This is a genomic window from Chelativorans salis, from assembly GCF_025336525.1.
Classification (GTDB): domain Bacteria; phylum Pseudomonadota; class Alphaproteobacteria; order Rhizobiales; family Rhizobiaceae; genus Chelativorans; species Chelativorans salis.
In genome coordinates this window covers 19,744-37,099 of the sequence record NZ_JAOCZP010000003.1, presented here as the reverse complement: position 1 = coordinate 37,099, position 17,356 = coordinate 19,744, and the positions used below count along the sequence as shown (strand labels likewise).

Sequence of the window (17,356 nt, the reverse complement as noted above, 5' to 3'; positions counted from 1 at the left end):
GTATTTGGATAATGCGAGCGACGCCGTAGCGCTGTATAGAGCTGGATAGCGGTCGATAGTGGGGTGCCGAATAACATCGAGGCACAAACGCGTCCGAAAGAGGAGGCGGGGAAGAAATGTGTGGAATAGTTGGCATTGTGGGGCACTCGCCAGTCGCCCCCCTGATCGTTGATGCGCTGAAGCGGCTGGAATATCGCGGCTACGATTCGGCGGGCGTGGCGACTATTGAAGACGGCCGGCTCGACCGCAGGCGGGCGGAAGGCAAGCTGGTCAATCTTGAAAAACTGCTTCAGGGAGAGCCGCTCGGCGGGCTGATCGGCATCGGCCACACGCGCTGGGCCACCCATGGCGTTCCCAATGAGACCAACGCCCATCCGCATTTTTCCGAGGACGTAGCCATCGTCCATAACGGCATCATCGAAAATTTCGCCGAGTTGCGCAGCGAGCTGCAGGCCGAAGGTTTTCAATTCACTTCCCAGACCGACACGGAGGTGGTTGCGCACTTGGTAACGCACGAACTGCGGCGGGGAAGGAGTCCGCAGCACGCCGCCTTTGCCGCCTTGAAGCGCCTCAATGGCGCCTTCGCCCTGGCCATCATGTTCCGCGGCGACGAGGATTTGATCGTCGGCGCGCGCAACGGCCCGCCGCTGGCCGTCGGTCACGGTGACGGCGAAATGTATCTCGGCTCCGACGCCATAGCGCTCGCGCCTTTCACCGATTCCATCACCTATCTGGAGGACGGCGACTGGGTGGTGGTGCGCCGCTCCGGCATGGAGATCTTCGACATCTCCGGCAGCAGGGTCGAGCGCCTGCGCCAGCAGTCGGTTGGCACAAGCTTTTTGGTCGACAAGGGCAACCATCGCCATTTCATGGAAAAGGAAATCCATGAGCAGCCGGAGGTGATAGCGCATACGTTGGCGCACTACCTGGATTTCGCCGGCGGTGGGGTAAAGTCATTCGACACGCCCATCGACTTCGCCAAGATCGACCGTCTGGCCGTCTCGGCCTGCGGCACCGCCTATCTCGCCGGCCTGATCGGCAAATACTGGTTCGAGCGCTACGCGCGCCTGCCGGTGGACATCGACATCGCCTCCGAGTTCCGCTACCGCGAGATGCCGCTGACGAAAGCGAGTGCGGCGCTCTTCGTCTCGCAGTCGGGCGAAACCGCCGACACGCTGGCCTCGCTGCGCTACTGCCGGAAAGAAGGTGTGCCGATCGCGACGATTGTCAACGTGCGCGATTCCACCATGGCACGCGAGAGCGACGGCATCTTTCCAACCCTTGCCGGACCGGAAATCGGTGTTGCCTCGACTAAGGCTTTCACCTGTCAGCTGTCCATCTTCGCTGCCCTCGCCGTGCGTGCGGGGCTGGAGCGGGGAACACTTTCGCCGGAGGAGGCGAGCAGCCACATACGTGCGCTGTCAGAAGCGCCGCGTTATGCCGCGCAGGCGCTCAAGCTCGAAGAACGTATCGAGAAGGTGGGGCGCGAGCTCTCGCAGGTGCGCCATGTGCTCTATCTCGGCCGCGATACCAACTATCCGCTGGCCATGGAGGGAGCGCTGAAGCTCAAGGAGCTTTCCTACATCCACGCCGAGGGCTATGCGGCGGGCGAACTGAAGCACGGGCCGATTGCGCTGATCGACGAGCAGATGCCGGTGATCGTCATCGCACCATGCGACCGAATTTTCGAGAAGACCGTTTCGAACATGCAGGAGGTGGCAGCGCGTGGCGGGCGCATCATCCTGATCACGGATGAGGAGGGGGCGGTTCGCGCCTCCCTCGACAGTTTCGAGACCATCGTTATGCCGACGGTGCCGGAGCTCATCGCACCGATCGTCTATGCGCTGCCCGTGCAGATGCTGGCCTACCACACGGCCGTCGCCATGGGCACGGACGTCGATCAGCCGCGCAACCTTGCCAAATCGGTGACGGTGGAGTAGGCAGCGCAATCTATCTGGACGGAGATAGCCTTCCTCGGCTAATCTTCGCCAGTGTCGCGCCTTCTTTTCCGATCATTCGTGGTTCGAGGTCCTGCCCGGTGATTACCCGCCTGCGCAATTATTTTTTGACGGGCTTCATCGTCACCGCGCCGCTGGCGATCACGGCATATCTCGCCTGGTCCTTCGTTGGCTGGGTCGATTCGTGGGTGAAGCCCTATATTCCCGCCCGCTATAACCCCGATACCTATCTGCCTTTCGCTGTACCCGGTTTCGGGCTCATCGTGGCGCTGATCCTCATCACGTTGGTTGGCTTTATGACGGCCAATATCATCGGCCGCACCATCGTCTCCTACGGGGAATATTTCCTCGGCCGCATGCCGCTCGTGCGCAGCGTTTATCGGGGCCTCAAGCAAATTCTGGAGACAGTGCTTTCGGAGCGTTCCGAGACCTTCAAGAAGGTCGGCCTCATCGAATATCCGCGCAAGGGATTGTGGGCGCTCGTCTTTATCGCCACCGAGGCGCGCGGTGAGGTGCGGCGGCATACCAACGGCGAAGAAGATCCATCTATTGCCGTCTTCCTGCCGACGACGCCCAACCCGACCTCCGGCTACCTTCTCTTCGTGCCGAAAGACGACGTCATTGAGCTCGACATGACGGTGGAGGACGGCGCCAAGCTGGTGATTTCCGCCGGCCTGGTCTCACCGGAATACGAGCGCCGTACGCAGGAGTTGGCAGAGGAGGCTCTTGCCGCTCAGCCAGCGCGCAACAGGCGCACTGCCTCATCCTTGCCGAAGAGGTAAAGCAGCACGCGCAGCGCCTTGCCACGCTCGGAGGCTAGCTCCGGATCGCGCGAAAGCACCAGCCGCGCATCGTCACGCGCGGTCACCAGAAGCTCTGCATGGAACTCCAGACGGGCGACCTGAAAGCCCGGAGAGCCGGACTGCCGAGTGCCCAGAAGGTCGCCTTCGCCGCGCAACTTCAGATCTTCTTCGGCGATGAGAAACCCGTCCTCTGTCTCGCGGAGGATGGCGAGCCGGCGCTTGGCGGTCTCGCTGAGGGGTGGTTTGTAGAGGAGCACGCAAGAGGAGGCTTGCTCCCCGCGCCCGACGCGGCCGCGCAGCTGATGAAGCTGTGCGAGGCCAAAGCGTTCTGCATGCTCGATGACGATGATGGTGGCGTCGGGCACGTCGACACCCACTTCGACCACCGTGGTGCCGACGAGAATGCGTGTGGCGCCTTCCTTGAAGGCACGCATGGCCTCGTCCTTCTCACGCGCTCCCAGGCGGCCGTGGACGAGGCCGACCGTCTCGCCGAACACGCGCTTGAGAGCCGTGAAGCGATCCTCGGCTGAGGTGAGTTCAATGGCTTCGGATTCCTCCACCAACGGGCATATCCAATAAACCTTCTGGCCCTCCGCAATGGCGTTTCGCAGCCGCTCCACCAGTTCGTCCAGCCGGTCCGTCGGCATGGTGACGGTGCGGATGGGTTTGCGGCCGGCGGGTTTTTCCGTGAGGCGGGAGACGTCCATGTCGCCGAAAGCCGAAAGCACCAGCGTGCGCGGGATCGGGGTCGCTGTCATGACCAGCATGTCCGGCGCGTCACCCTTGGCGCTGATGGCGAGCCGCTGGTGGACGCCGAAGCGGTGCTGCTCGTCGATCACCGCCAGCACCAGATCGCGGAAATGCACCGTTTCCTGGAACAGCGCGTGGGTGCCGACGACGAAGCTGATCCCGCCTGAGGCAAGGCCGTCGAGCACGGCCTGCCGCTCGCGGCCTTTCTCGCGGCCGGTGAGCAGCGCAGCCTTCAGCCCCGCCGCCTCGGCCAGCGGTGCGATCGTCGCCAAGTGCTGGCGGGCAAGCAATTCAGTCGGCGCCATTAGCGCCGACTGCCCGCCGGCCTCGGCCGCGCGCGCCATGGCGAGCAGGGCCACCACGGTCTTGCCGGCGCCGACATCGCCTTGAAGTAGGCGCAGCATGCGCTGCTCGTGCGCCAGATCGGTATGGATATCGGCGACGGCCTGTTCCTGGGAGGGGGTGAGCGTATAGGGCAGGGCCGCCTTGATGCGCGCAGTGACCGCACCATCGCCGGTGAGCGGCCGGCCGGCGAGCTTGCGTGTGCGGGCACGCACGAGCGCCAGCGAAAGCTGGGCGGCCAGGAACTCGTCATAGGCGATGCGGCGCCATGCGGGACCCTCGGGCGAGATGTCATCAATACGTTGCGGATCATGCAGGGTTTGCAGCGCTGCACGGAACGACGGCAGGGTGAGGCGTTCCCGCAGCGATGTGTCCTGCCACTCTGGCAGATCCGGCAGGCGGTCGAGCGCCTTGCCGATGGTGCGGCGCAAGACCCTGGCGGACAGTCCCGCCGTGAGCGGGTAGACCGGCTCCAGCGGGGGTAGCGCCTCGGCCTCCGCCGCGGGCACGATATAGTCCGGGTGGACCATTGAGGGCCGGCCGTTGAACCATTCCATGCGGCCGGAGACCAGTACCTCCGCCCCCACCGGAAGCTGCCGCTCCAGATAAGCCTGGTGGGCATGGAAGAAGGTGAGGGCGATTTCGCCCGTGTCGTCGAAGGCGAAGACGCGGTAAGGCATATTCTTCTTGCCGCGTGGCGCGGGCTGGTGGCGGTCCACCGTGAGCGCCAGCGTGACGATCGCCCCCTGCGGTGCAAGAGCCACGCCGGGGCGATTCGTGCGGTCGATGAGCGAATGCGACAGCACGAACAGTAGGTCGCCAACGCGCAACGGGCGCGAGGTAAGATCGGCCGGCACGACATTAGCGATGAGGCCGGCGACCTTGTCACCGACGCCTTCGAGGCTCGTTGCCGGCGCAAACAGCGGATCGAGAAGCGAGGGGCGCATGAATGTCAGCTTATGGAACAAAAGGAGCCGCGCAAGGCTGACAGCGCCGTTGTCACACGCTATATGCGCCTCGCAGACCGAAAGGCACGACGATGACCGGAACCACCCGCTCCAGCGCCGACCTCGATCCGCGCCGGCGCCGCGCGCTCGTTCGCGCGTGGCGGCGCGGCATGCGCGAGATGGACCTGGTGCTGGGCGGCTTTGCCGACCGGCATATCGGCGCGCTGTCGGACGCCGAACTGGAGGCGTTCGAGGCGCTTCTGGAGGTTCCGGACAATACGCTTCTGCCCTGGGTCACGGGGGAGAAGGCAGTGCCCACGCCTTACAACACCGAACTCTTCGCGCGGCTGCGCGCCTCCTGCGCGGCGCCGCCCACCACCTGATACGGCCCGAAAAATGACAGACCTGATCGATCCCATCGGCGTTGCCCGCGGCCGAACCGGTCCCGTAACCGTGGATGGCGTTGCCGACGGTTTCGAAGCCTTCGCGCTGGCGCAGATATCGGCCGAGATCGCGCCGGACGGGCCGCTCGTCTTCGTGCTGCGCGACGGACAGCGCCTGCCGGCGGTCGCCGAGGCGCTGCGCTTTGCCGCTCCCGGCCTGCCGCTGCTCGAACTGCCGGCCTGGGACTGCCTGCCGTATGACCGCGTCTCACCAGGCACGGATGCCGCCGCGCGCCGACTCGACGCGCTGTCGGCCATGGCCGCGCTCAAGCGCCAGCCGCACCGCGCCGTGGTGCTGGTCAGCGCCAACGCGCTCCTGCAGCGCATGCCGCCGGCCGAGCACATTGAGGCACAAGGTTTTCGCGCCAGGCCCGGCAACCAGGTGGACATGGAAGTGCTGATCGGGCGGCTCGAAAAGGGCGGCTTTGAGCGCGTGCCGACGGTGCGCGATGTGGGCCAGTTCGCCGTGCGCGGTGGTATCCTCGATCTCTTCGCACCGGGCTGGGAGGAGGCGCTCAGGCTCGACTTCTTCGGCGATACGCTGGAATCGGTGCGCGCCTTCGACGTGGCAAGCCAGCGCACGACGGGGCAGCGCGACGGGATGTCGCTGCAGGCGATGAGCGAGGTGACGCTGACACCGGAGACGATCAGCCGCTTCCGCCGCAGCTATATCGAGGCATTCGGCGCGCCGTCGCGCGACGACGCGCTTTATGCGGCCGTTTCCGAAGGCCGGCGCTTTGCCGGCATGGAGCACTGGCTACCGCTTTTCCACAACCGGCTGGAGACCTTGTTCGACTATCTGCCGGATGCACCGATCGTCTTCGACCATCTGGCGAAGGAGGCGCTCGGCGAGCGCCATGCGCTGATCCTCGACCACTACGATGCGCGCCTGCGGCAGGCATCGGGGGAGGGGCTGGGCGAAGCCGTGCCCTATAAGCCGGTGGAGCCGGAAAAGCTCTATCTCGATACCGACGAGGTGACGCAGGCTGCCGAAGCGCGGGGCCTCGTCCGTTTCACCCCTTTTGCGACGCCCGAGGACGGGGGCGGAAAGGTGGTGCATGCGGGCTCGCATGCCGGACACAACTTCGCCGAGGAACGCGCCGACCCCAACGCCAACGTCTTCGACCATGTGGTGAAGCACGTCGGGAGCCTCAGGGCAGGGGGGAAGCATGTGCTGATCGCCGGCTGGAGTGAGGGTTCGGCGGAGCGGCTCGGCCAGATCCTCGCCGAGCATGGACTGGGCAATGTGGTCCGCGTCGAGAACCTGGGCGGTCTTGCCGGGTTGCCGAAGGGGCAGGCCGGCCTCGGTGTGCTGCCGTTGGAGACGGGCTTCGAGACGGGGCGCTTTGCTGTCGTCGCCGAGCAGGACATCCTGGGCGACCGCCTCGTGCGCCGCTCCACCCGCCGTAAGAAGGCGGCCGATTTTATCTCCGAGGTCAACGCGCTTTCAGCGGGTGATATCGTCGTCCATGCCGACCACGGCATCGGCCGCTTCATCGGGCTCAGGACAATCGAAGCGGCGGGCGCTCCGCACGAGTGCCTGGAACTGCGCTACGCCGGGGACGACCGGCTGTTCCTGCCGGTGGAAAACATCGAGCTTCTGTCGCGTTACGGCTCCGATGCGGCGGAAACGGTGCTCGACAAGCTGGGCGGTGTTGCCTGGCAGTCGCGCAAGGCCAAGCTCAAGAAGCGCTTGCTGGAGATGGCCGGCCAACTTATCCAGCTTGCCGCTGCGCGGCAGATGCGGCCAGGCGCCAAGCTCCTTCCGCCCGATGGGCTCTACGGCGAGTTCGCGGCCCGCTTCCCCTATGACGAGACCGACGACCAGCAGAACGCCATCGACGCCATTCTCGAGGACTTGAGCTCCGGGCGGCCGATGGACCGGCTGGTGTGCGGCGATGTCGGCTTCGGCAAGACCGAGGTTGCGCTGCGGGCGGCATTCATCGCCGCGATGGAGGGGTTTCAGGTGGCCGTGGTCGTGCCGACGACGCTTCTGGCGCGCCAGCACTACAAGACCTTCCGTGAACGCTTCGCCGGGCTGCCGGTGCGTGTGCGCCAGGCCTCGCGGCTGGTCGGTTCGAAGGAGCTTTCCGAGACCAAGAAGGGCATTGCCGACGGCACGGTGGATATCGTCGTGGGCACGCACGCGCTGCTCGGCGCCTCGGTCAGCTTCAAGAACCTCGGCCTTCTCATCATCGACGAGGAGCAGCATTTCGGGGTCAAGCACAAGGAGCGGCTGAAGGAGCTGAAGTCGGATGTACATGTGCTCACCCTTTCGGCAACGCCCATCCCGCGCACGCTGCAGCTGGCGCTGACGGGGGTGCGTGAATTGTCGCTGATCGCCACGCCGCCGGTCGACCGCATGGCCGTGCGCACCTTCATCTCGCCCTTCGACCCGCTGGTGATCCGCGAGACGCTTTTGCGCGAGCGCTATCGGGGCGGGCAAAGCTTCTACGTCGTGCCGCGCATCTCCGATCTTGCCGAGGTGCGCGAGTTCCTGGCCGAGCAGGTACCGGAACTGAAGGTGGCGACCGCCCACGGGCAGCTTGCGCCGGGCGAGCTCGACGACATCATGAACGCGTTCTACGACGGGCAGTACGACGTGCTTTTGTCCACGACCATTGTCGAATCCGGTCTCGATATCCCGACCGCCAACACGCTGATCGTCCACCGCTCAGACATGTTCGGCCTGGCGCAACTCTACCAGCTGCGCGGCCGCGTCGGCCGCTCCAAGGTGCGTGCCTATTCGCTGTTCACCCTGCCGGCGAACAAGACGCTGACGCCGACGGCGGAGCGGCGGCTGAAGGTGCTGCAGTCGCTCGACACGCTAGGCGCCGGCTTCCAGCTCGCCAGCCACGATCTCGACATCCGCGGCGCCGGCAACCTTCTGGGCGAGGAGCAGTCCGGCCACATCAAAGAGGTGGGCTACGAGCTCTACCAGCAGATGCTGGAGGAGGCGGTGGCCGAGCTGCGCGGCACCGGCGAGGCGGCCGATACCGGCTGGTCGCCGCAGATCACCGTCGGCACGGCAGTGATGATCCCCGAACACTACGTGCCCGACCTGCAGCTCCGCCTCGGGCTCTACCGGCGGCTCGGCGAATTGGAGACGCCGGAGGAAATTGACGGCTTCGGTGCCGAACTGATCGACCGTTTCGGTCCGCTGCCGGAAGAAGTGCAGCATCTCTTGAAGATCGTCTTCATCAAGGCGCTGTGCCGGCGCGCCAATGTGGAGAAGCTCGATGCCGGGCCGAAGGGCGTGGTGATCGCCTTCCGCAACCAGAATTTCGCCGCGCCGACCGAACTGGTGCGCTTCATCGGCGAGCAGGGGCAGCTCGCGAAGATCCGGCCGGACCAGAGCGTGCTCTTCATCCGCGATTGGCCGACGGCGGAAAAGCGGCTTTCCGGGGCGGCGACGATCATGACGCAGTTGGTGCGGCTGGCGGAGAGACAAGCGGCTTGAGCGCCGGGGGCGTTTGTTGTGTGATCTTGAGCCCTTCGGCGCGCGTCGCCACGACCTCTACCCCTTACCCCTTCCCGCTCCTTCGACGAGCTCAGTAGGGGACGCATCTGCATCGCGCCTTCCCTGGCGAGGACACGCTTATCCGTTGCCGGCTTCTGCCGAAGCCGGGCTATGTCAAAGAACGTGGGAAGCGGGGCGCGTTGTCCGAGCTACTCTATTAATTTTAAGGCGCGCGCAACGCGCCCCGCCGGCTGCTGTCCCGACACTTGCAACAGGGGGCGGCGCCGACGGCGCGGGGAGTATGATGGGCGAAGCTTTTGCCCGGCGCCCGCTGCCTACTCCGGCGCCTCATCCAGCTCCCCACGCGCCTTTGCCTCGGCAACCTTGCCGATCGCGTCGGCCAGCGTCTCCGGAGGCTGGGCGCCCATGAGGGCGTAGCGGCCTTCGAGGAGGAAGCAGGGGACGCCGGTGACGCCCATGCGGGAGGCGGTGGCGATTTCGGCTTCGACTTCCGTGCGGTCGGCGGGCGTAGGGAGCAATGTCTCGACCAGCGGGGCATCCATGCCCGCCTCGCGCGCGGCATCCAAAAGCACCGCGTGGTCCCCGATATTGGCGCCTTCCTCGAAATAGAGCTGGAAGAGCCGGCGCACGAGGCCGTTCTGCACATCCTCGCCGGCGGTCGCCGCCCAGCGGATGAGGCGATGGGCGTCGAGCGTGTTGGGCGAGACCTTTATCGCCTCGAAGTCGAAGGCGATGCCGGCCGCCGCACCGATTTCACGCAGGCGGTCGTGCATGGCCTCGATACGCGCCGGATCGCCGAATTTGGTGATGAGGTACTCCTGCCGGCCGCGGCCTTCGGGCGGGATTGTCGGGTCGAGCTGATAGGGGCGCCAGCGGACTGCTACGCCGAACCCCTTCAACCGGTCGAGGGCGGATTGCAGGTTACGCTGGCCGACATAACACCACGGGCACACGACGTCGGAGACGACGTCGACGGCGATATCACTGGTTTCGCTCACGTTTCTCTCACTCTAGATCGGATCGTCGTTTCGCGGGATCGATGATCCGATCTAGCTCTTTCGCAATTCCGGACGGAAAACCGGTTTCCACTTTTCCTGGAATTGCTCTATTCCGGTTTGCGCCACCAGGCGAAGAGATCATAGCCGTTGTCGGGCGCCGTTTCGGGATGTTCCAGATAGTTCCAGTAGGCGATCCACTCATCGGTGTAGTGCTGCATGGGCACCATATAGGCGCCGGAAATGAGCAGGCGATCAAGGGCGCGCACTGCGGCGACATAGGTTTCCTCGTCGCCCGCATTCAGCATGGCGTCGATCATCGCGTCAACCGCCGGATCGGAGACGCCGGCGAGGTTGAACGAGCCTTCGGCTTTGGCAGAGGACGAGCCCCAGCGGCCGATCTGCTCGATGCCCGGCGACAGCGAGCCGGAAAAGCCGACGGGGGCGATGATCATGTCGAAATCGAAGGTCTGCTTGCGCTGCTGGATCTGCGAATCGTCGAGCAAGCGCAGCGACACGTCGATGCCCAGCCGGCGCAGCGTGCGCTGGAAGACTGCCGCGAAGCGCTCCTGCTCGGAGGAGACGATGAGGATCTCGAAGGAAAGCGGCGTACCGTCGGCGTTCTTCAGCACGCCCCCTTCCATCCGGTAGCCGGCCTCCTGCAGCATGCTCAGCGCCTGGCGCATGGTATCGCGGTCGATCCCGGTGGCTTCGTTCGCGCCCTTGCCGTAGGTACCGTCCATCACCGCCGGCAAAACCTTGTCGGCATAGGGTTCGAGCAGTTCCTTCTCGACGTCGTTCGCCGGGTTGCCGAGAGCCGACAGCTGCGAGCCCTGCCAATAGCTCAGCGTTCGCTGATACTCGCCGTCGAACATGTTGGCGTTCACCCAGCCGAAATCATAGAGCATCGACAGCGCCCGCCGGACCGTGGGATCGGCGAATTTCTCGCGGCGTGTGTTGAAGACGAAGCCGGTGACGACCGGAGGGATCTTCGTTTCGAAGGATTTGACGACGACATCGCCGTTGGTGGCCGCCGGAAAGTCGAAATCACGGTCGATCTGGCTCGGTTCGAGGCCTGTATACTGGGCACCGGCATAGGCCGAGCACAGCCCCTTCTTGAAGGCCTCGAACTGGGCGTTGCCGTTGAGGAAATAATCGATGTTGATGCGGTCGTAGTTGGCAAAGCCGCGCATGGAGGGAACGTCCTCACCCCAGTAGTCCTGGTTGCGCTGAAAGACGATGCGCTCGCCGGGCTTTACCGTTTCAATGGTGTAGGGGCCGCTGCCGATCACCGGCTTGAGCGTCGCCTGGTCGAAGGTCTCGCGGTCGAAGGCATGCGCCGGGATGACCGGCGTCAGGGCGACGATGAGCGGAAATTCGCGGTCGGCCTGTTCGTTGAAGGTGAAGCGCACGCTGCGTTCGCCCGTCTTCTCGATTTTCTCGATGCGGTCCATGCGGCTGCTGTAGGGCGGGCGGCCCTTTTCGGCGAAGGTCTGGTAGGTGAAGATCACGTCCTCGGGCGTCACCGGCTCGCCGTCGGACCATTTGGCCTCCGGATCGATATGGAACTCCGCGTAGGTCCGCTCGTCATCCATCTCGACTGACTCGGCCAGAAGCCCGTAGAGCGAGAAGGGTTCGGCGCCGCTGCGGCGCATCAGCGGCTCGAAAACGAGGTTGCCGAAGATGGAATCGATGACGCCGCGCGCCGTGGTGCGCATGCTCCTCAGGATAAAGGGGTTAAGGTTATCGAAGGAGCCGACCACGCAATAGGTGATCGTGCCGCCTTTCGGCGCTTGCGGGTTGGCATAGGGAAAATGCGTGAAATCGGCAGGAAGCGCCGGCTCGCCGTTCATGGCAATGCCATGGGCGGGGGCTTCATCGGCATGCGCGGCGCCACCGAGCGCCAGGACGGTGACGAGTGCCGGGATCAGAATTGCGCGAAACATCGTCAAAACCTCGTCTGGGAATATGGTTCGACTCGATTGCCGGAGCGGGCGCATCCTCGCGCCGCGCACGCCATTTGTCCACGCCGATAACCGGATTTCGCCGATGATATCGATTGCAGGAAAAGAGCGAAACACTAGATTCGCCGGCACAGGCGTTGTAACAGGCGCGCAGGCCTTGCTGTCGCCGCATTCGGCCAACAGTTACGGTAACCAGCGCAGCCCGACGGCTGTAAATTCGAAAGGAACGGGAAAAACGATGATGAGCCTGAAAGCGAGAGCGAGCTGCTTGGCGGCCGCTTTTTCCGGTACGCTCGGTCTGGCCGCCGTCGGCTACGGCAGCGCCGCATTCGCCCAGCAGGAGCCGCCCCAGGGTTGGTTCAAGGCCTGCACCAAGCAGGAAGAAGTGGATGTCTGCAACGTGCAGTTCATGCTGCGCGCGAACTCCGGCCAGCTTCTGACAAGCGTCAACCTGATCGAGGTGACGGGAAAGGTGAACCGGCGCGTGCTGCAGATCGCCGTGCCGACGGGCCGTCTCGTCCCGCCCGGAGTTGGTCTTCAGATCGACGACGGCAACACCCAGAAGGTCGACTACGCCATTTGCGTACCGGACCGTTGTGTGGCCGAGGCCCCGCTGACCGACGAACTGGTCAACTCCTTCAAGCGTGGCTCGGAGTTGACGCTGACCTCCGTCAACTTCCAGAACCAGCCGAACCCCGTCAAGGTGACCCTGCAGGGTTTCACCGGCGCGTATGACGGCGAGCCGCTGGAGCAGAGCGATCTCGACGAGCGACAGAAGAAGCTTGAGGAGTTCGTCAGCAAGAACAACGAGGAGTTCGCCGAGAGGCTCAAGAAGGCCCAGGAGAACGCCAAGCAGTCGCAGTAGGCTGGCTTTCGTTGAACGGCAACAGGGCCCTTTCGGGCCCTGTTTTTGTTTGTGCCAACGGCGCTCTAGTGATGCTGTCGGGTGCGCGGCTCGTAGCGGCCGTCTGGGGTTTCGACGAAAAGCTCGGCAAGCTGGGGATGGCGGACCGGCTCGCCCGACTCGTCTTCCAGGAGATTCTGCTCGGAGACATAGGCGACGTATTCCGTCTCCTCGTTCTCGGCGAGGAGATGGTAGAAGGGCTGGTTCCTGGCCGGCCGCACCTCGGCGGGAATGGCTTCATACCACTCCTCGGTGTTGGCGAATTCCGGGTCGACGTCGAAGATGACGCCGCGAAAGGGAAATAGCCGGTGGCGGACCACCTGGCCTATTGAAAACTTCGCTGTCTTTATGTTCTGCATTTCATTCAGCCTTTGCCCCTATGTGGCGCAGCTTTAGGCACAATTCAATCCCGTACCCGATTCCGGGGCGATGCCGCACCTACAGGCGGAAGTAGAGGGGCTTTTATGGCACATGTCGCAGGACTCGTCCTGCCGTTCTTTGGGCTGATCTTTATCGGCTATCTCGCCGCCAGGCTCATCCGCCAGCCCATCGAGGCGCTCGGATGGATGAATATTTTCGTCGTCTACGTGGCCTTGCCGGCGCTTTTCTTCCAATTGATCGCCGAGACGCCCGTCGAGCGTCTCACCGAGTGGCGGTACGTCGCCGGCGTGGTGCTGGCCACCTATGCGATCTTTTCCATCATGTTCCTTGCATCGATGATTGCCAGCCGCGGGGCGATTGCCGAGAGCACGATCAAGGGGCTCGCGGCGTCCTATGGCAATATCGGCTATATGGGGCCTGGCCTGGTGCTGCTCGCCTTCGGGCCGGAAGCCGCCGTGCCCGTGGCGCTCATCTTTTCCTTCGAGAACATCGTTCACTTCACCGTCGCGCCGATGATGATGGCGATCGCCGGCGGCCGGAAGGAGGATACGCGGAAGCTCGTCCTCGGCGTGATCAGGAGCATCGTGCTGCATCCCTTCATCCTCGCCACGGCGGCGGGTGTCGCGGCGGCTTTCTTCAATTTTCAAGCGCCGCTGCCGCTCGACCGCCTGCTTGAGTATCTGGCGGGCGCGGCGGCACCCTGCGCGCTGTTTGCGATGGGCGTGACGCTGGCCCTGAGGCCGATCCGCCGCGTGCCGCGCGAGCTTGGCGCTATCAGCCTCCTGAAGCTCGTCGTACATCCACTCATCTGCTACGTCCTGCTCAGTCTCGTCGGCGACTTTCCGGAGACCTGGCTCTACACCGCCGTCCTCATGGCGGCGCTGCCGTCTGCGACCAATGTCTATGTTATCGCCCAGCACTACGGCGTGTGGGTTGAGCGTGCCTCGGCGAGTGTGCTGATCACGACGGCGCTTTCCGTCTTGACCGTCACCGGCCTGCTTTATGCGATCACCAACGGCTACGTTCCGCCCGACCTTTTTCCGTAGCCTCAGGTGCGGCGCCCGGACGACAGAAGCGCGGAAAAGCCGCTGCCGGGGCGCATGCCCTCGCGCATGAAGAAGCCGCGCAGGAAGGGCGCTCTGTCGAGGAGGCCAAGCCCGGCGCTTCTGGCAAGCTGTGCGGGAAGGAGGGAGGACAGGAGCGAGGCGTTGAACAGGTTCACCGCGCTAGACCGCGCTAGGATATCGGGGCGGCGGCGCATATCGTAGAGGACGAGGGCCGCCGTCGAGCCGGGATCGTCCAGATGCGTTCTCACCACCTCGGCGAGATCCATGACGTCGCGGATGCCGAGATTGAGGCCTTGCGCGGTGATCGGCGGGAAGACATGGGCGGCCTCGCCAACAAGGGCGATCCGCCTTGCGGCGAAGCGCGCCGGCAGGGCGGAGGAGAGCGGGTAGACCTGGCGAGCGGCCTCCACCGTCACCTTGCCGAGGAAGGACTGCAGGCGCCTCTCCAGGCGCTTGGAAAGCATCGCCTCGTCGAGGGCCGCCAACTCCTCGGCCTCCTCGAGCCGCGTGACCCATACAAGGCTCGAGCGGAAGCCGCCGGGAAGCGGCACCTGCGTGCACGGGCCGTGCTCGGTATGGAATTCGGTCGAGGTGAATTCGTGGTGCCTCGCATGGCCGAAATTGAGCACCAGCGCGCTTTGCGGCAGGCGCCGCGTTTGGGCGGAGATGCCGGCGGCCGCGCGCGCAGGGGAGTTGCGCCCGTCGGCGGCGATGGCGAGCGCGGCGTCGACCGTTGTGCCGTCGGCAAGCCGTGCCGAGACCGTCTCCAGACCCAGCCGCCATTCCTCCACCAGGCTCTCGTGCCAAGAAATGCGTGCCTCACCACGCGCCGCATCGGCCAGCGCGGCATTGAGGCGGGCGTTGGGGATGTTCAGCCCAAAAGCCTCCTCGCCGATCTCGGCGGCGCGGAAGGTGACGGTAGGGCTGCGGATCAGCCTTTCCGTGGCGTCGACCACGCGCATAGTGGAGAGAGGGGCGGCATGTTCGCGCAGCACATCGCCGAGACCGAGCCCCTGCAGGAACTCCACCGCCGGGCGCATCAGCGCCGTCGTGCGCTGGTCGGCAAAGACGGGCGGCGGGCCCGCAAGCACCACCGGCCGGTCGAGTGCGGCCAGTGCCAGGGCCGCGGCGAGGCCCGCAGGGCCGGTGCCGGCCACAAGAATCGTCCCGTCCCGATCGTCGCTCACATCGTTGTTCACATCGTTGTTCACCGGGGCTTTCCTCTCGATGATCCGTTCCGCACATATAGGGCAGGCACGGGAATGCGATCAACGCGCAAAGGCGCCGCAGCCGATGCGGACGTGACAGTTGGTTTTCCACACGGTTTGGCGGCATGATACTGCATCCGGCGGCGCGAGCCGTGCTAATGCGTTTGCCAGACGGCGAAATTTCCGCCGGAAAGGGGCAGAGGATGAATGGGCGAAGCTTCGTCATTCAGGAAGGGTCGGCGACCGTGATAGGCGGATACGTGCGGCCGGGCGGAGCCCGCCCATGAAGAGGAAGAAGGTAACGGCACCGCAGGCGAAGGCTTTTTCCGTTCATTTGCTGACGGCCTCGGGCTCTTTCCTGGCCTTCCTGTCGCTGGTGGCGGCAAGCGAGGAGCGCTGGACGGCCATGTTCTGGTGGCTGGGGCTGGCACTGCTCGTCGACGGCATCGACGGACCGATCGCCCGCAAGCTCGAGGTCAAGGAGGTGTTGCCCACCTGGTCCGGAGACATGCTGGACAACATCATCGACTACGTGACCTACGTCCTCATCCCCGCCTTTGCGCTCTATCAGAGCGGCTTCATGGGGGCGGGGCTTTCCTTCCTGTCGGCGGCGATCATCGTGGTTTCCAGTGCCATCTACTATGCCGACACAGGCATCAAGACGACGGAGAACTTCTTCAAGGGTTTTCCGGTCGTCTGGAACATGATCGTCTTCACCCTGTTCGTCATCGGACCGGGCGAATATCTCTCCTTCACGGTGGTGGTGGTGTCGGCGGTGCTGACCTTCCTGCCGATCCATTTCCTGCATCCGGTACGGGTGAAGCGGCTCAGGACGCTGAACCTCGGCGCCTTCCTGGCCTGGTGCGCCTTCGGCGCCGCCGCCCTGTTGCAGGACATGCAGGCAGCCTTCATCGTGAAAGTCGGCATCGGGGTAACGGGCATCTATCTCTTCGTCATCGGTGCTGTGATGCAGGCACTGCCGCAGCTTGGAAAAAGGGAGGCTTGACGATGGCCAAGGCAATCCGTGTGCATGAGACGGGCGGGCCGGAGGTTTTGCGCTTCGAGGACTACGATCCCGGCAAGCCAGGCGCCGGCGAGGTGCTGATCGAGCAAAAGGCGATCGGCCTTAATTTCATCGACATCTATTTCCGCACCGGGCTCTACAAGGCCGAGACGCCCTTCGTTCCCGGCGGGGAAGGGGCGGGCGTCGTTCTCGAGACAGGTGAGGGTGTCGACAACCTCAAGCCGGGTGACCGCGTTGCCTATTGCGTGCGCGGCGGAGCTTACGCCGAGCGGCGGCTGATTGCGGCTGAGAGGCTGGTGCGGGTGCCGGATAATATCGCCGACGAGCAGGCGGCGGCGATGATGCTGAAGGGCATGACGGCGTGGTATCTCTTGCGCCGCACCTATCCCGTAAAGGCGGGGGACACGATCCTTTACCATGCGGCGGCCGGCGGCGTCGGCCTCATCCTCGGCCAGTGGGCCAAGCACCTGGGCGCCACGGTGATCGGCACGGCAGGGTCCGAAGAGAAGGTCGAGATCGCCCGCGCCCACGGCTTCGACCACGTGATCGATTACACGAAGCAGGACTTCCTGGAGGCGGTGCGGGAAATCACCGACGGGCGCATGTGCGACGTCGTCTACGATTCGGTCGGCAAGGATACCTTTCCCGCCTCGCTCGACTGCTTGAGACCGCTCGGCATGTTCGTCAGCTTCGGCCAGTCTTCCGGCCCTGTCCCGCCCTTCGAGATCACTGTTCTGGCCCAGAAAGGCTCGCTCTTCGCCACGCGGCCGACCATCTTCAACTACATCGCGGCGAAGAAGGATCTGGAGGAGGCGGCCAGGGATCTGTTCTCCGTCGTCGGCTCGGGTGCGGTGAAGGTGGTCATCAACCAGCGTTACCCACTGTCGGAGGTGGCGCGGGCGCATCAGGATCTGGAGGGAAGGCGCACCACGGGGACGAGCGTGCTTATCCCGTAGGATAGATGATGGCGCCAACCATGCGGATCAATCAGCAGGCCACAAGGTGTGGAAAAACTTGAAGCAGTTTCAATCGCCGCGCGCCTATTGCAACGCAATCTTGCGCGCCTACGATGGCTGTGGGAACTAAAGA

At 64.4% G+C, this 17,356-nt stretch carries 13 protein-coding genes; 8 read left to right on the top strand and 5 right to left on the bottom strand.

Translation table 11 applies throughout. The features are described from left to right. Window positions 1-116 precede the first annotated feature (116 nt). Entirely contained in the window at window positions 117-1,940 is a 1,824-nt protein-coding gene (gene glmS / locus N5A92_RS10320; protein ID WP_260902419.1) for a glutamine--fructose-6-phosphate transaminase (isomerizing), read from the top strand. 101 nt (window positions 1,941-2,041) lie between these two features. Beyond that, the gene (locus N5A92_RS10315) at window positions 2,042-2,740 is read left to right on the top strand and encodes a DUF502 domain-containing protein (protein ID WP_260903550.1); all 699 of its coding nucleotides are present in this window, start codon (window positions 2,042-2,044) and stop codon (window positions 2,738-2,740) included. On the opposite strand, the gene recG is transcribed toward N5A92_RS10315, so the two are convergent. Further along, complete coding sequence (gene recG / locus N5A92_RS10310) at window positions 2,692-4,800, bottom strand: ATP-dependent DNA helicase RecG (RefSeq protein ID WP_260902418.1); 2,109 nt, start codon at window positions 4,798-4,800, stop codon at window positions 2,692-2,694. The genes N5A92_RS10315 and recG overlap by 49 nt on opposite strands. Window positions 4,801-4,892: 92 nt before the next feature. Between recG and N5A92_RS10305 the strand changes: the two genes are divergently transcribed. Together N5A92_RS10305 and mfd are read left to right on the top strand one after the other, a co-directional pair. Next, entirely contained in the window at window positions 4,893-5,183 is a 291-nt protein-coding gene (locus N5A92_RS10305; protein ID WP_260902417.1) for an FAD assembly factor SdhE, read from the top strand. A gap of 13 nt (window positions 5,184-5,196) precedes the next feature. Beyond that, entirely contained in the window at window positions 5,197-8,703 is a 3,507-nt protein-coding gene (mfd, locus tag N5A92_RS10300; RefSeq protein ID WP_260902416.1) for a transcription-repair coupling factor, read from the top strand. Between the two features lie 335 nt (window positions 8,704-9,038). Here mfd and N5A92_RS10295 read toward each other — a convergent pair whose 3' ends face one another. Then, window positions 9,039-9,722, bottom strand: a complete 684-nt coding sequence (locus tag N5A92_RS10295; protein ID WP_260902415.1) for a DsbA family oxidoreductase — start codon at window positions 9,720-9,722, stop codon at window positions 9,039-9,041. Window positions 9,723-9,829: 107 nt separating this feature from the next. Further along, on the bottom strand, window positions 9,830-11,665 hold the full coding sequence (locus N5A92_RS10290; protein WP_260902412.1) for an extracellular solute-binding protein: 1,836 nt from the start codon (window positions 11,663-11,665) through the stop codon (window positions 9,830-9,832). Between the two features lie 256 nt (window positions 11,666-11,921). Here N5A92_RS10290 and N5A92_RS10285 point away from each other — a divergent pair, with 256 nt between their 5' ends. Further along, window positions 11,922-12,548 carry an invasion associated locus B family protein gene (locus tag N5A92_RS10285; protein WP_260903549.1) on the top strand — a complete coding sequence of 209 codons (627 nt, stop codon included), beginning with the start codon at window positions 11,922-11,924 and terminating at the stop codon, window positions 12,546-12,548. Window positions 12,549-12,613: 65 nt separating this feature from the next. On the opposite strand, the gene hspQ is transcribed toward N5A92_RS10285, so the two are convergent. Continuing rightward, window positions 12,614-12,946 (bottom strand): heat shock protein HspQ, encoded by a 333-nt coding sequence (gene hspQ, locus N5A92_RS10280; protein WP_260902411.1) that lies wholly within the window; start codon window positions 12,944-12,946, stop codon window positions 12,614-12,616. A 105-nt stretch (window positions 12,947-13,051) separates the two neighbouring features. On the opposite strand from hspQ, the gene N5A92_RS10275 reads away from it, so the two are divergent. Next, window positions 13,052-14,014 carry an AEC family transporter gene (locus tag N5A92_RS10275; RefSeq protein WP_260902410.1) on the top strand — a complete coding sequence of 321 codons (963 nt, stop codon included), beginning with the start codon at window positions 13,052-13,054 and terminating at the stop codon, window positions 14,012-14,014. A gap of 2 nt (window positions 14,015-14,016) precedes the next feature. Here N5A92_RS10275 and N5A92_RS10270 read toward each other — a convergent pair whose 3' ends face one another. Further along, window positions 14,017-15,246: a UbiH/UbiF family hydroxylase gene (locus tag N5A92_RS10270; RefSeq protein ID WP_260902408.1), complete on the bottom strand. Its 1,230-nt coding sequence runs from the start codon at window positions 15,244-15,246 to the stop codon at window positions 14,017-14,019. 280 nt (window positions 15,247-15,526) lie between these two features. Here N5A92_RS10270 and pcsA point away from each other — a divergent pair, with 280 nt between their 5' ends. Together pcsA and N5A92_RS10260 are read left to right on the top strand one after the other, a co-directional pair. Next, window positions 15,527-16,249, top strand: coding sequence for a phosphatidylcholine synthase (gene pcsA / locus N5A92_RS10265; protein WP_260902406.1), 723 nt, complete (start codon window positions 15,527-15,529; stop codon window positions 16,247-16,249). Between the two features lie 2 nt (window positions 16,250-16,251). Beyond that, window positions 16,252-17,223: a quinone oxidoreductase family protein gene (locus tag N5A92_RS10260; RefSeq protein ID WP_260902404.1), complete on the top strand. Its 972-nt coding sequence runs from the start codon at window positions 16,252-16,254 to the stop codon at window positions 17,221-17,223. Window positions 17,224-17,356: the final 133 nt, after the last annotated feature.

What these genes read in the sequence shown, in the direction of transcription:
- glmS (WP_260902419.1), top strand. Translation starts at nt 117, where the DNA reads ATGTGTGGAATAGTTGGCATTGTGGGGCACTCGCCAGTCGCCCCCCTG.
- recG (WP_260902418.1), bottom strand. Translation starts at nt 4,800, where the DNA reads ATGCGCCCCTCGCTTCTCGATCCGCTGTTTGCGCCGGCAACGAGCCTC.
- N5A92_RS10305 (WP_260902417.1), top strand. Translation starts at nt 4,893, where the DNA reads ATGACCGGAACCACCCGCTCCAGCGCCGACCTCGATCCGCGCCGGCGC.
- mfd (WP_260902416.1), top strand. Translation starts at nt 5,197, where the DNA reads ATGACAGACCTGATCGATCCCATCGGCGTTGCCCGCGGCCGAACCGGT.
- N5A92_RS10290 (WP_260902412.1), bottom strand. Translation starts at nt 11,665, where the DNA reads ATGTTTCGCGCAATTCTGATCCCGGCACTCGTCACCGTCCTGGCGCTC.
- N5A92_RS10285 (WP_260903549.1), top strand. Translation starts at nt 11,922, where the DNA reads ATGATGAGCCTGAAAGCGAGAGCGAGCTGCTTGGCGGCCGCTTTTTCC.
- hspQ (WP_260902411.1), bottom strand. Translation starts at nt 12,946, where the DNA reads ATGCAGAACATAAAGACAGCGAAGTTTTCAATAGGCCAGGTGGTCCGC.
- N5A92_RS10275 (WP_260902410.1), top strand. Translation starts at nt 13,052, where the DNA reads ATGGCACATGTCGCAGGACTCGTCCTGCCGTTCTTTGGGCTGATCTTT.
- pcsA (WP_260902406.1), top strand. Translation starts at nt 15,527, where the DNA reads ATGAAGAGGAAGAAGGTAACGGCACCGCAGGCGAAGGCTTTTTCCGTT.
- N5A92_RS10260 (WP_260902404.1), top strand. Translation starts at nt 16,252, where the DNA reads ATGGCCAAGGCAATCCGTGTGCATGAGACGGGCGGGCCGGAGGTTTTG.